General features: G+C 72.5%; 11 protein-coding genes. 4 read left to right on the plus strand and 7 right to left on the minus strand.

The window, feature by feature from the left end; translation table 11 throughout:
• Positions 1–7: 7 nt before the first annotated feature.
• The 3 genes from ACLHRZ_RS38355 to ACLHRZ_RS38365 form a co-directional block, all read right to left on the minus strand.
• On the minus strand, positions 8–1,600 hold the full coding sequence (locus tag ACLHRZ_RS38355) for a succinic semialdehyde dehydrogenase (RefSeq protein ID WP_490423208.1): 1,593 nt from the start codon (positions 1,598–1,600) through the stop codon (positions 8–10).
• An 82-nt stretch (positions 1,601–1,682) separates the two neighbouring features.
• The gene (locus tag ACLHRZ_RS38360; protein WP_490423209.1) at positions 1,683–3,275 is read right to left on the minus strand and encodes a serine/threonine-protein kinase; all 1,593 of its coding nucleotides are present in this window, start codon (positions 3,273–3,275) and stop codon (positions 1,683–1,685) included.
• 82 nt (positions 3,276–3,357) lie between these two features.
• On the minus strand, positions 3,358–4,434 hold the full coding sequence (locus ACLHRZ_RS38365; RefSeq protein ID WP_490423210.1) for a serine hydrolase domain-containing protein: 1,077 nt from the start codon (positions 4,432–4,434) through the stop codon (positions 3,358–3,360).
• A gap of 174 nt (positions 4,435–4,608) precedes the next feature.
• Here ACLHRZ_RS38365 and ACLHRZ_RS38370 point away from each other — a divergent pair, with 174 nt between their 5' ends.
• Positions 4,609–5,787 (plus strand): winged helix DNA-binding domain-containing protein, encoded by a 1,179-nt coding sequence (locus ACLHRZ_RS38370; RefSeq protein WP_490423211.1) that lies wholly within the window; start codon positions 4,609–4,611, stop codon positions 5,785–5,787.
• Positions 5,788–5,848: 61 nt separating this feature from the next.
• On the opposite strand, the gene ACLHRZ_RS38375 is transcribed toward ACLHRZ_RS38370, so the two are convergent.
• The 3 genes from ACLHRZ_RS38375 to ACLHRZ_RS38385 all read right to left on the minus strand — a co-directional run bounded on the left by ACLHRZ_RS38375 (position 5,849) and on the right by ACLHRZ_RS38385 (position 9,085).
• On the minus strand, positions 5,849–6,274 hold the full coding sequence (locus ACLHRZ_RS38375) for a VOC family protein (protein WP_490423212.1): 426 nt from the start codon (positions 6,272–6,274) through the stop codon (positions 5,849–5,851).
• A 101-nt stretch (positions 6,275–6,375) separates the two neighbouring features.
• Positions 6,376–7,659, minus strand: coding sequence for a M64 family metallopeptidase (locus ACLHRZ_RS38380; protein ID WP_490423213.1), 1,284 nt, complete (start codon positions 7,657–7,659; stop codon positions 6,376–6,378).
• A 112-nt stretch (positions 7,660–7,771) separates the two neighbouring features.
• Positions 7,772–9,085, minus strand: coding sequence for an alpha/beta fold hydrolase (locus tag ACLHRZ_RS38385; protein WP_490423370.1), 1,314 nt, complete (start codon positions 9,083–9,085; stop codon positions 7,772–7,774).
• A gap of 87 nt (positions 9,086–9,172) precedes the next feature.
• Here ACLHRZ_RS38385 and ACLHRZ_RS38390 point away from each other — a divergent pair, with 87 nt between their 5' ends.
• The 3 genes from ACLHRZ_RS38390 (at position 9,173) to ACLHRZ_RS38400 (ending at position 12,555) form a co-directional block, all read left to right on the plus strand.
• Positions 9,173–10,555 (plus strand): helix-turn-helix domain-containing protein, encoded by a 1,383-nt coding sequence (locus ACLHRZ_RS38390; RefSeq protein ID WP_490423214.1) that lies wholly within the window; start codon positions 9,173–9,175, stop codon positions 10,553–10,555.
• 162 nt (positions 10,556–10,717) lie between these two features.
• A complete protein-coding gene (locus tag ACLHRZ_RS38395; RefSeq protein WP_490423215.1) occupies positions 10,718–11,422 on the plus strand; it encodes a response regulator in 705 nt (234 codons plus the stop codon).
• Entirely contained in the window at positions 11,419–12,555 is a 1,137-nt protein-coding gene (locus tag ACLHRZ_RS38400) for a sensor histidine kinase (RefSeq protein ID WP_490423216.1), read from the plus strand. The genes ACLHRZ_RS38395 and ACLHRZ_RS38400 overlap by 4 nt, the downstream gene beginning before the upstream one ends.
• 6 nt (positions 12,556–12,561) lie before the next feature.
• Here the strand turns inward: ACLHRZ_RS38400 and ACLHRZ_RS38405 are convergent, their stop codons facing one another.
• Positions 12,562–12,942 (minus strand): STAS domain-containing protein, encoded by a 381-nt coding sequence (locus tag ACLHRZ_RS38405; protein WP_490423217.1) that lies wholly within the window; start codon positions 12,940–12,942, stop codon positions 12,562–12,564.
• Between the last annotated feature and the right edge of the window lie 282 nt (positions 12,943–13,224).

Raw genomic sequence — 13,224 nt, forward strand, 5'->3', positions numbered from 1 at the left:
GCCCTCCTCAGCGCAGGCGCAGCGCCTTCAGCGCGCGCAGTCCGCCCGTCATCAGCCGTGCGTACTTCTCGTCGTCCATGCCGAACGCCGGGCCGAGCGGCATCACCCGCTGCTGCGCGACGGTCTGGGCCTCGGTGTATTTGAGGATGCCCTCCGAGCCGTGGCGGCGGCCCAGCCCCGAGTCGCCCATTCCGCCCATGGGCGCCTGCGCGCTGCCGTAGGCGGCCGCGTACGCCTCGTTGACGTTGACGGTGCCGGCCTTCAGCCGCGCCGCGATCTCCCGGCCGCGCCGCCCGTCGGCCGTCCAGACGCTCGCATTGAGGCCGAACGGCGTGGAGTTGGCCAGCCGGACCGCCTCGTCCTCGTCCGTGAAGCGGTAGACGGACACCACCGGGCCGAACGTCTCCTCCGTGCACACGGCCATGGGCGGCTCGACGCCGTCGAGGATGGTCGGCTCGTAGAACAGCGGCCCGGCGTCCGGCCGATGGCGGCCGCCGGCGACGAGCGTGGCGCCCTTGGCCACGGCCTCCTCCACGTGCCGGGTGACGGTCTCCAGCTGCTTCTCCGAGACCAGCGAGCCCATGTCGGCACCGTAGGCGAGCGCCGTACCCAGCCGCATCGCCCGGGTCCGGGCGGCGAAGCGGGCCAGGAAGTCGTCGGCGACCGAGGCGTGCACGTAGAGGCGCTCGATGGAGATGCACAGCTGTCCGGCGGAGGAGAAGCAGCCCCGGACGGCACCGGCCGCCGCCTTCTCGACGTCGGCGTCGCGCAGCACCAGCATGGCGTTCTTGCCGCCCAGTTCGAGGGAGCAGCCGACCAGCCGGGCTGCCGCGCTGCGGGCGACCTCGCGGCCGGTGCGGGTGGAGCCGGTGAAGGAGACGTAGTCCGCCCGGTCCGTGACCTCCGGGCCGACCACCGGGCCCTCGCCGAGCACGACCTGCCAGACGCCCTCGGGAAGGCCCGCCTCGATCAGCAGCTCGCGCGCCAGCAGCGCGGTCAGGGCGGTCTGGGTGTCGGGCTTCATCACGACGGCGTTGCCCGCGGCGAAGGCGGGCAGCGCGTCACCGACCGACAGCTCGAACGGGTAGTTCCAGGGCGCGATCTGCCCGACGACACCGCGCGGGCGGCGCAGTTCGGTGACCCGGGTGAGCGTGGGGATGACGCCGGTGTGACGCTTCGGCCGGAGGTAGGCAGGGGCGCTGCGCCCGTAGTGGCGGGCGGCCACGGCCACCGCCTGCACCTCCTCGTGTGCGTGCAGCCGGGCCTTGCCGGTCTCCAGCTGGATCAGGTCGAGGATGTCGGACTGACGGCGCAGTACGAGGTCGTGGAACCGCAGCAGCACGCCTGCGCGTTCGCGCACGGAGCGGGCGGCCCAGTGCCGCTGCGCCTCGCGGGCCCGTTCGAATGCGGCGGCGACGTCCTCGGGGGTGGATTCCGGCAGGTGGGCCAGCACCTCTCCGGTGAACGGCGCGTGGTTCACGGTGCTGCCGGAGCCGGTGACGCCGGCGGTGAGACGGGCCACGAGAGCGGGGGTGACCACGTCGGCAGCGGTACGGGCGCCGGCCGGGGCGAGGGGGTTGCTGTGCCGCGATTCCGTCATGGGGGCGAGCGTAGGCGTGCTCGGACGCTTTGGGTACCCGTCAGTAGCTTCATTCTGCGACCCGGGTCACGCGGGCCGGGCCCTACGGTCCGGACCTGGGCCGGATGCGGGCGAAGGTGTCCAGAGCGACGTCGAAATACCGCTTGCCCTCTGCCGACTTGGCGACCGGCGCGGACACCCAGACGTCGTACATTTTATCCGCCTCGTCCCACGAGACGTCGTACGTGTGACGGTCGCCCTGCGGTGCCTTGCTCTCGCTCTCCGTGAAGCCGTCCCAGCTGAACTCCCACGAGGCGGCCTTGAGTCCCTTGTGCGTGGTCCGCTCGACCTGGCCTTCGCGGTAGCCGGGGTAGCGGTCGGGCGCGAGGGCGGCGGCGCTGCGCATCACCCCGATCGGGCCGCCCTCCTGTGTGTCCTGGATGAGGACGCCGATGCGGAACTCCTTGCCCGGCGAGTAGTAGAAGACGCGCGGCGGCTCGAAGGAGCGGGTGTACCCGTCGGGGACGGCGAAGGCGAAGCCCGCCGGGTCCTGCACCGCGTGGAACCCCTCCGGGGCGGACACGGCGGCGCTGGCGGGCGCGTCCGGCACGGAAGGGGCCGACGCGCTGGTGCCGGTGGTGTCCGCGACGGCGGAGTGCGGGGGCCTGCCGTCCGTCCGGCCCGCGCCCGGGTCCGTCAGCAGCGCGGCCACCCCGGCGCCCATGCCGGCCAGGGTCGCCACGGCGAGCGCGGCCATCAGCGCGGTGCGCCCGCGGCCCGGCGTGAGCGCACCGGCCGGGAGCACGGGCAGCGGCAGCGGGACACTCCGCTCCGTCGGCGTACAGGCCACCCCCACGAAGGTGTTGCCCGTCTCCAGGTAGGCGCGCAGCAGCTGTTCGGCCCGGTCGGCGTTCATCCGCAGCGCCGGGTCGCGCTCCAGCAGCCCCCGGACGACCGGCAGCAGCGGACCTGCGGCGACGGGCGGGCGGATCTCGTCGTGGACGACCGCGTGCAGGATGCCGCCCAGCGAATCCCGGTGGAACGGCGACGACCCGCTGAGCGCTGTGCACAACAGCACGCCCAGCGACCACAGATCGGACGCCGGCCCCGCACGCCCGCCCGACATCCGCTCCGGCGCGGTGTATTCGGGCGAGCCGACGAACGCGCCGGTCTCGGTGATCGTCGTCGCCCCCGAGACCTGCGCGATGCCGAAGTCCGTCAGCACGACGCGCCCCGTGCCGGCCTCCAGCAGGACGTTGGGCGGCTTGATGTCCCGGTGCAGCACGCCGCGCGCGTGCGCGGCACGCAGCGCTCCCAGCATCGCGACCCCGATCCGCGCCGCCTCCCCCGCACCCACCGGGCCGTCGGCCGCCAGCAGATCGGACAGGGCACGCCCCTCGACCAGTTCCATGACGATCCAGGGCCGCCCGTCCTGCTCGACGATGTCGTGCAGCACGATCACGTTCGGATGCTTGATCAACGCCACCGTGCGCGCCTCGCGCAGGGTGCGCTCCCGCTGGGACTCGCTGTCGCGCGCGGAGTCGCCATCGCCCATGTGCAGTTCCTTGACCGCGACCTCGCGGGCGAGCAGCTCGTCCGTGGCACGCCACACCGTGCCCATCCCGCCGCGCCCGATCCGCCGGCCGAGCCGGTAGCGCCCGGCGAGCAGGCCGCCGGGGGCAGCGAAGGTCCCCATGTGCCCATCTTGCCGCAAGGCCTCCCGGCCGACGGCGTCCGTGCGGCACGCGTCGGGGTGCTTCGGGGCGCTTCGGCGCGCCTCAGCCGATACGGAAGGCCGCGTCCACGATGCGCTGTGCGCAAGGGCTTTCGCCGGATCCCTGTGTGCGTATGCAGCTGAGGGAGTAGGCCACGCGTCGTGAGAGGTCCCGGGTGGCCAGGACGCCGCAGGTGAAGCCGGGGCCGGAGCCCGTCGCACCCACCAGCTCCCTGCCGTCCGGCAGAGCGGTGCACGTCAATCCGCTGTGGGTGGGCAGGAGTTCCTGCTGTGCGGGCGGGAGCAGGCGGCCGTCGAGCAGGGCGCCGAGGAAGCGGTCGAGATCGGCCGTCGTGGAGACCATGCCTCCTGCCGCCCAGGCGTACGGGCTGCGCGCCGTCACGTCGACGAGGCCGCCGACGGTCGCCACGTAGGTGCGGGAATACGGCTCCGGGAGCGTGACGTCGTCCGCATCCGGCACGTACGTACCGCGCAGGCCGAGCGGGCGCGTGATGCGCTCGTGCACCTCGCGGGCGAAGGAGCGGCCGGCGATCTCCTCGATGACGAGGCCGGCGAGGAGGGCCTCGATGCCGTTGCGCGGCTCGGCCGGATCCGGGGTGAACTCCCGCTGCTCCTTGAGCGCTTCACACACGATCCGCTCCGGACTCCAGGAATCGAAACGGTGCTCGGTGAACCATTCGTTCGAACCGTCCCCGTATGTCAGCGAGGGCGGTGCGGGCAGGCCGCTCGTTCCGTCGAGCAACTGGCCGACGGTGACCTGCAGGTGAGGCTCCGGGAGGAGACCCGGGAGGTGGCGCGCGACCGGGGCGTCCAGGTCGGCCTGCTGCTCGTCCGCCAGTTGGAGCAGCACCGCGTGTGTGAAGAGCCGGGTGATGCCGCCTATACGGAAGGAGGAGTCGGAGCGCACCGGGGCGCCGGTGTCCGCGTCGGCCGCACCGGACACACCCCACCAGTGGCCCGCGGATCCGGCGACCCGGACGAGGGCGCCCGTGACGTCGGCATCGGGCAGTCCCGCGATGGAACGGCGCAGGACGTCCCTGTCGAGCGACGGTCCGGCAGTGGTCGCCGCAAGCAGGGCGGCGACGGCCGTTCCCCAGGCGTTGCGTTTCATCGTGTCCATGCGCCGAGTCTGTCCGCGTGGCCGCTGCCGAACATCCGGGGCGAGCCCGGACGTTGCCCCCAGCCGGACCCCTACGGGGTGTGTTCGGATGCACCACGCCCGGCAACCGGCCGCTCTCCCGGACACCCGGAAATGAGGACGGAAACCGACCTACTGACCCCGTACCGTCGCCCCATGGGCACCGTCCTCCCCCGCATCACCGACGAGCAGCGGCGCGCCCGGCTCGGGCACCGGCACCTCCTCGCCCCCGGCCGGCGCGCGGCACGCGTCGAGAGCGTCGCCGACGCCCTCGTCGGGCTGCACGCCAGCGACGCCGCCACCGTCTACCTCTCCGCCTGCGCCCGGCTCGCCGAGCCGGGCGCAGGCGAGGTGGAGCGCGGGCTCTACGACGACGTCACGCTCGTCAAGCTGCTCTCCATGCGGCACACCCTCTTCGCCGTCACCACCGAACTCGCCCCGTACGTCTCCTCGTCCACCGCCCGCGCCATCGCCGCCCGCGAGCGGGCCACCCTCGTCAAACGCCTCCACGCGCACCTCCCCGACTGGGACGAGGCGCGACTCGCCGACACCGAACGGACCGTGCTCGCCGCCCTCGCCGAACGCGGCGAGGCGACGACCGCCGAACTGGGCAAGATCGTGCCCGCCCTGCGCGACACGATGGTCGTCTCTCCCGGCAAGCCGTACGAGGCCCGGCAGAGCGTCGGTTCGCGGGTGCTGCGGCTGCTCGCCTCCGACGGGCACCTGCGCCGCGCACGGCCGCGGGGCTCGTGGACCAGCAGCATGTACCCGTGGGCGCTCGTCCCGCAGCTGCCGGAGCTCCCCGTGCGGGAGGCCAAGGCCGAACTGGCGCGGCGCTGGCTGGCCTCGTACGGGCCCGCCACCGAGGCCGACCTCAAGTGGTGGACGGGCTGGACGCTCGGCGACACCCGCAAGGCGCTGGCGGACGTGGACGCCGTGGGCGTGGAGCTGACGGAGGGGACGGGATACGTGCTCCCGGAGGACCTCGAGGGCGGCGAGACCGCCGAGCCCTGGGCCGCCCTGCTCCCCGGGCTCGACCCGACCTCCATGGGCTGGCGGCAGCGCGACTGGTACCTGTCCCCCGGCCACGTCCCCGCACTCTTCGACCGTGCGGGCAACATCGGGCCCACCGTCTGGTGGAACGGCCGCATCGTGGGCGGCTGGGCCCAGCGCGCGGACGGCGAGATCGTCTGGCGCGCGCTGGGCCGCGTCGGGCGCGACGCCGGGGCCGCTGTCGCGGCGGAGGCCGGACGGCTCTCCGCCTGGATCGGGGACGTTCGGGTCACGCCCCGGTTTCGTACCCCGCTGGAGCGGGAGTTGAGCGCTGCGCGGTAACACTGCGGGCCGTCTCCGGCTGGTCGCGCAGTTCCCCGCGCCCCTTCGGGGCGCGGCCCGCTCAGCGGGTCGACGGCGGTGACGGGCGGCCGACCGGCTCGTCTCCGTAAGGCGTCGTCATGAATTCCAGGTTGAGGGTGCCGCCCGGGTCCTCGGTGTAGAGGCCCCGGCCGCCGTAGTCGGTGTTGATCTCGCCCTCGACGCTGTGCGCGGGGTCGGCCCAGTAGCGCAGTCCGCGCTCGGTGATCCGGCCGAGGACGGCGTCGAACTCCTCGTCGGTGACGAGGTAGGCGAGGTGGCTCACGTTGATGGCGTCCGCGGGCACCAGGTCGTCGGCGAAGTCGACGCCGACCCCGTTGGACGAGGTGACCTGGGTGAAGCGCCCCCAGTCCACGGGTTTGCCGGTGCCCGTCAGCTCGGTGAGGAACTCGGCCGTCCGATGGCGGTCCTTGACGTGCACGATGATGTGGTTCAGCTCGTTTGCCATGACGGATCCCAACCTTTCGACGGGCGATCAGGCTGTCTTCGGCTGCCTGCTGAAACAGTTGGACCTCGTCCAAAACCATAGCCCGTCGGCGGTCCGGATCCTCAGCCGGCCGCCACCCGCCACGTCAGGTCACCCGACATCCGCTTGCGCACCTCCGGGTCGCGCACCGCATCCGTGCGGTCGGTCGCACGGGCCGTCACCGTGTGGGTGCGCCCGTCGGCCCGGACGCCCAGCGACCGCGGCACCACCGCAAGGTGGCCTCGCGCCGCCACGACCTCGCGGCCGTCCACGTACCACCGCACCGCCACCGTCCGTGCGGCCGGCCGGACGGTCAGGCGTTCGCGCCCCTGCACCGTCACATCCGTCCGCACACTGCTCGACAGGACGCTCGCATGACGGTAGAAACCCGCGATCATCGCCTCACGCCCCGGCAGGTTGAACTCCCTGCCCAGTGACCGCATGATCGAGTTGTCGGTGGGGCGGAACAGGCCCTTGGGGTAGTAGCCGCCGCCCTCGAACGTGTCGACGACACCGCCGTCGGGCGAGGGCTGCCCGAGCCAGCGGTACCACTTCGTCCGCTGTGCCTGCATCTGCCCTGCGCTCAGCGTGCTGATGTTGGACTCGTGCGGCTCGGCACCCGTGTAGGTGCCGTACTCGTCGTACTGGTACTCGTCGGCAAGTTTGCCCAGAGAGTGTCCCGTCTCGTGGACCGCGATCTGGTCCGAGCGGTCATTGTCGGCCGACGCCGTCGCTATGCCGTCGTAACCCACCTTCGACACCACGTCGTTGTAGCCCGCACCGCCGTACTTGGCGGAGTTGGCGAGCACCACCACCAGGTCCGCCGCAGGCGCCTTGGCGGCGTACGGCTCCACCTTCGCAGTGTCGAGGCACAGCAGCCGCTCGATGCCGTCGCAGAAGAAGCCCGAGCCCAGCGCGGTGTCCCTCTTCACGCCCTGCGAAGGGTCGCCCGACACGCCGGAGTCGCGCGAAACTGCGTCCACGACCCACACGTTGAACAAGTTGCGATACGAGGCGTACGGCTCGACGGCCGACATCTTGGCCCACTTGGCGCGCACTGCGGCGTGAAACGCCTCCTGCTGCCCGGCGGTGTAGCCGTCACCGATGAAGACGACGTCCAGCTTGCTGTTCACCGGACCGTTGTTGACGATCGGGGTGACGTCACCATCCCCCTTGAACGAGGGCTTGAGGGGTTTGACCGGGGTGGTGGAGACGGGGATCCGGGTGTGATGCGGGTGACCGCCCGGTTCTGTGAAGTACTCGACGTCCTGCTGCCGTTGGGGGTGCGGCTGCTGCGCCGCAGCGGCCGGGGCGGCGAGCGCGGCCATGACCGCCACGCCCACCGCCAGCGATATTCGTCTGCGCATGGGGGGTCCTCTCGAAGACCACTGCAAAAGCAGCGGCTCAAGTCGCTTTAATGCGCGGCTTAACGTAGAGCTGCGACCGCCCCGTGACAATGCTTGCGGCTCAACAGGCCGCTCAGACCTCTCCCCTGACGAGCCCCAGCAACCGGTCCAGCACCAGCCGGCCGCTCACCCGCACGCCGTCGTGCTCGTACTCGTCCGTCACCCATGTCCGCAGACCTGCAATGGCACGCGCCGTGCGGAGCGAGTGCTCCGTGTCGACATACAGGTCGTCGTGGTAGACAGCCGCGGCCACCGGCACCTCGTTGCGGGCCAGCCGCTCCGCGTCGTACAGCGGTGTCCAGCCCTTGTGCTCGGCGAGGAGTTCGGCGGTGTGCCGCAGGGGGCGCAGGGCGGCGTGGGTGCGCAGCATCCAGGGATGGACGGTCTCACCGGTGAAGAGAAAACGCGCACCGGGCTCGAAGTGGCATGCGAACTGCGGGAATTCCGTCCGTATGCGCTCTGCCGACCAGTGCGTCGCGCGCCCGTCCTGGGCATAAATGGACTCGTGGAGAATGGCGTAGAGCGGGTTGTCGGCCCGGGTGAGCACGGCTGCGACCTGTTCGCCGAAGGCATCGGACAGGCGCGGTCCGTCGACGGTGTCCACGAAGGCGTCCTCCAGCAGATAGTGCAGCCGGTGCGAGCCGTCGCCCGTGCCGAGGAGGATGCCGAGCTGCTGAAAGGCCTCGACCGTCAGCAGCGTGCCGTCGGGAAGCACTTCCTCGTGCTCCGCCAGGTGCGCCCCTATGCGCCGCGCGGCCTCCTCGTCGCCGGGGTAACGGGCGTAGTGCGCCAGACACTTGCGCTCCATGCGCGGGTAGGCGGCGCGGTAGACGTCGTCCGCATCGGCATCCAGGGACGGCAGCCCGCCGGTGATCAGCACCTCGGCGAGCCCCTCCGGCGCGTACGACAGGTACGTCACCGCGCAGAAGCCGCCGAAGCTCTGCCCCAGCACGCTCCACGGCCGCCCGCCGGTCAGCCGCTGCCGGATGTGCTCGCAGTCGCGGACGATCGAGTCGGCGCGGAAGTGGGCCAGGTAGGCGGCCTGTTCGGCCGGGGTGCCGCGCAGCGGGAGGGTCTGCCGGGTGGCGGGGGTGGACCGTCCGGTCCCGCGCTGGTCGAGCAGCAGGACGCGGTACTCGTCCAGCGCCCGGTCCAGCCAGCCCTCGCGGCCCACCGGCCGTCCGGCCGCACAGCCGGGACCGCCCTGCAGGAAGACCAGCCAGGGCAGTTCGTCCCGTATACGCCCTGCGGCGACGACCTCCCGGGCGTAGATGCGGATCAGTTCGCCATCGGGAACCGCGTGATCGAGGGGGACGTCGAAGAAGTGGTCGGTGAGGACGAGTCCGGGCTGGCGGACGGAAGAGGCAGCAGCCCTTTCGGGGGACATCGGCACGATCGCATCCTCACGTAAGCAGATTTAAGGCACGGTGTGAAACACGGCGCAATGTACCGAGCGAGGCACCGAGGGGCGAAAGTGGCCGAGAACAGCACCCACGGCATACGGACGGACGACCCCGCCGACATCGGCCGGCGCGTCCTGCGGCTGCGCACGAAGGCGGGGCTCACCCAGAAACAGCTGGCCGAACCGGCCTACACGGCCGCCTACATCTCCACGCTCGAGGCCGGCAAGGTCCGCCCCTCGGAGACCGCCCTGCGGCACCTCGCCGGGCGGCTGGGCACCACCGTCGAGGAACTCGTCACCGGCCGGCCGCCGCACCTGGCCACCGGCCTGCGGATGCGGCTGACCGACGCCCGCCGCACGCTGGCGACCGGCGAGGCGGAGGACGCGGCGGCCCTCTTCCGGACCCTCCACGACGAGACGGCCGCTCTGGACCTCGTCCCCGAGCAGGCCGCCGCCCTGCAGGGCCTCGGCGACTGCGCGCTGGAGACCGGCGACCTCACCGACGCCCGCGACCGCTTCGCCGAGGCCGAGGCGCTGCTGGCCGACGAACCGCTGCCGCGCCGTGTACCGGCCCTGCGCGGGCGCGCCACCGCCCACCTCCTGGCAGGCGAACTGCGCTACTCCTGCTACCTGTTGGAGACGGCCGTCGACGAGCTCAACGCCTCCGGGATGCACGACCCGGACGCGCTCCTGCTGCTCTACACCGCCTCCATCGCGCCCTACATGGACATGGGAGCGCACGCACGCGCCGCGCACGCCGCGGAGCTCGCGCTGGCCCTCGCGCCCCAGGTGGACAACCCCGCGCTGGTCGCCGGCATGCACCGGGGCGTGGCCCGCACACTCATCGCCGAGGGCCGAATCGCCGAGGCCGACGCCTCCCTGGCCAAGGCTCAGGAGCTCTACCGGCAGCTGCACATCCGCACCGAGCTCGCCCACTGCCACTGGATGCGCGGCTACGTGCACGCCCAGGACGGCAACCTGCGCAAGGCCGAGAGCGAGCTGCGCACCGCGCGCGACATGCTGGCCTCCAAGCGGGCCGCCCTCTTCACGGTCCAGGTCGAGGTGGAGCTGGCGGACGTGCTGCGGCGGCGCGGCAAGACGGCGGAGGCCGAGGATCTGCTGCTTCCGCTGCTGTCGCCCGATGCGCTCGGCGCGGAGCGCGGTGCCGTGCATGCGGGCGGGGCCCACCGTCTTCTCGGGCTGATCGCCGAGGACCGCGGGGACACCGACCGGGCCGAGGAGCACTACTGTGCCGCGCTCTCCCTGCTGGAGCGGACCGGTGCCGCGGGGGATCTTGCCGATCTGTGCCGGCTGCTCGGGGATCTGCTGCGGCGTACGGGGCGTACGGAGGCGGCGCTGGACGCCTACCGCACCGGGCTGGGGCACCGTGCGGCGCCGGGGACCACGACGCTCGGTCCTGCGCCCACTGCGCCGCCCCAGTGGCCTCGGCCGTAGGCTCCGCCGGTAGGGCCGTATTTCGGCTGCGGGCCGGCTCCGGTTGCGCGCGCAGCTCCCCGCGCCCCTTACGGGGCGCCCGCCTCACGTCGCGAAACCGCAGATGTCCGACCCGTACGGCAGGCTGGAGGGGAACGAACCCAGAAAAGTAGGGAGCAGCCGGTGATCCGTGTTGCAGTGGTGGACGACGAACAGCTCGTCCGGTCCGGGCTGCGCATGATCCTGGGCACGGCCCCGGACATCGAGGTGATCGCCGACTGCGGCGGCGGCGAGGCCGTGGACGTGATCACCGCCTGCACCCCCGATGTGGCCCTGCTGGACATCCGCATGCCGGACGTGGACGGCCTGACCGTCCTGCGCGCCCTGCGCGCCGCCCCACAGCCGCCGGCCGTCGCCATGCTCACGACGTTCGACGCCGACGAGTACCTCGCCGCCGCGCTCCGCCACGGCGCCGCCGGCTTCCTCCTCAAGGACACCGACCCGGAACAGCTCGTCCGCGCGGTGCGCACCCTGGCCTCCGGCGGCAGCGTGCTGGACCCGGGCGTGACGCGCGCCGTGATCGGCGGCTACCTGGCCGCGGAGGCCGAGAGCGCGGCGGCCGAGGCCGTACGGTCCCTCACCCCGCGCGAGCGCGAGGTGCTGGCCCACCTCGGCACGGGCCTGGCCAACCCGCAGATCGCCGAGCGCATGGGCCTGGCGCCCAGCACGGTCAAGGACCACGTGCGGGCCGTCCTCGGCAAGCTCGGCGGCGTCAACCGGGTGCAGGCCGCGATCGTCGCCGACCGTGCGGGCCTGGTCACCTCCTGCCGCCCCGTGACGCCCCGAAGACCCGCGGACGCCGCACGGAGCGAGGACGGCGCCCTGTGAGCACCGTGGCGGCGCGCCTCAGGACGCTCCCGTGGCCCCCGTGGGCCCCGGTCGTCGCGCCCATGCTGTTCGCCACGGCGGACGCGCTGCTCGTCAACGGGACCACGCCGTCCCTCGCGCTCTGGCTGTCGCTCCTGGCCGCTGTCGCCCTGCTGTGGCGCCGCCGCTTCCCCGTGACCGTCTTCCTGGCCACCCTGCCCGGCCTGCACATCGGCTACATCTGGTTCGCGCCGCTCATCGCGCTGTACACGGTGGCGGTCCGCAGGCCGGACCGCCGGCTGCTGCTCGGCACGGGCCTGCTGCTGGCCGTGGCGCACCTCGTCCCGTACCCCGCCTCGCACTGGGGCAGCGCGCGGGAGATCGGGCTCGCCTGCGTCGACGCCCTCGTCAACGCCGCCACCCCGATCGCCGTCGGGCTGCTCGTGCGCACCCGCCGTGAACTCGCCGACCGGCTCGACGAGCTGACCCGCAGCCGGGCCCGCGAGGACCGGCTGCTGGCCGACCAGGTGCTGGCCACCGAACGCGCCCGGCTCGCCCGGGAGATGCACGACGTGGTGGCCCACCAGGTCAGCCTGATCAGCCTCCAGGCCGGGGCCGTGCAGGTCAGCACCGACGACAGCAGGGCACGGGCCGGGGCCGGCACCATCCGCGAACTGTCCGTGCGCACGCTCGACGAGCTGCGCCACATGGTCGGCATCCTGCGGGCGGCCGGAGCCGACACCGAGGAGCTCACGCCGCAGCCGCGGCTGGCGGACCTGCCCCGGCTGATCGAACTGAGCGCGCTGGACGTCACGTTCGAGGACGTGACCGCGCCCGACGCCCGGCGCTCGGAGGCCGTCGAGCGGGCGGCCTTCCGCACCGTGCAGGAGGCGCTGACCAACGTCCGCAAGCACGCGCCGGGTGCGAAGGTGCTCGTGCGGGTGGCGGAGGAGCGGGGCAGGGGCCTGCTGGTGGAGGTGCGCAACGGACCGGCGGACTCGGCCGTGCCGGCCCCGGGGCTGCCCGGCGGGGGCCACGGCCTGGTGGGGCTGCGCGAGCGGGCCCAGAGCCTGGGCGGCACACTGGACGCGCACGCCACGGAGGAGGGCGGCTTCGTCGTACGTGCCCGGTTCCCGCGGGAGGAGCGGCAGTAGCCGCGCTCAGGCCGACAGCGGGCGGGTGCCGGCGGTCTCCGCCGTGGCGCTGTCCAGATCCGGGTAGACCTCGAAGAGGCGGCGCACCCCCAGCGCGGCCAGCACCCTGTTGACGTGGGAGCCCTCCACGGCTCCCTGGGCGGGCAGGATCAGCCGCAGCCTGCCCTGGCAGGAGCGCATCAGCCGGCGGGCGGCGATCAGCACGCCCACCCCGCTGGAGTCGCAGAACCGCACCTCGCCGAGATCGAGCACCAGGGACCTGCGCCCTTCGGCGACCGCTTCGTGCACATGCTGCCGGACCGCCGGTGAGGTCACCAGATCCATCTCGCCGCAGACCCGGAGCACGGCCCACTGCCCCTGCTCGTGCTCCACCACCTTCAATGTCACGCGCCGAGCCCCTTCCCCAGTTCGTTCGTTATCCGGAATGGACCCTTCCCCGGGTGGCTGCCCGGGAGCTCCCCCGTGAAACACCACCTGGCATAAGCCGGCCGCTGTTGAGCCTATGCCCAGCCAGAACCCCGCATTCCCCTGGTTACGGTCACACCCGCATAACACATCGGCACATTCGTGCACGTACGATCCGTACCGATCGACCAGATCGACCCAAAGTGACCGGCTCCATACCATCTGCAGCGCCCGAAGATCCAGAGTTTGCCGCAAACTCATATC

Source organism: Streptomyces sp. AM25 (assembly GCF_058146165.1).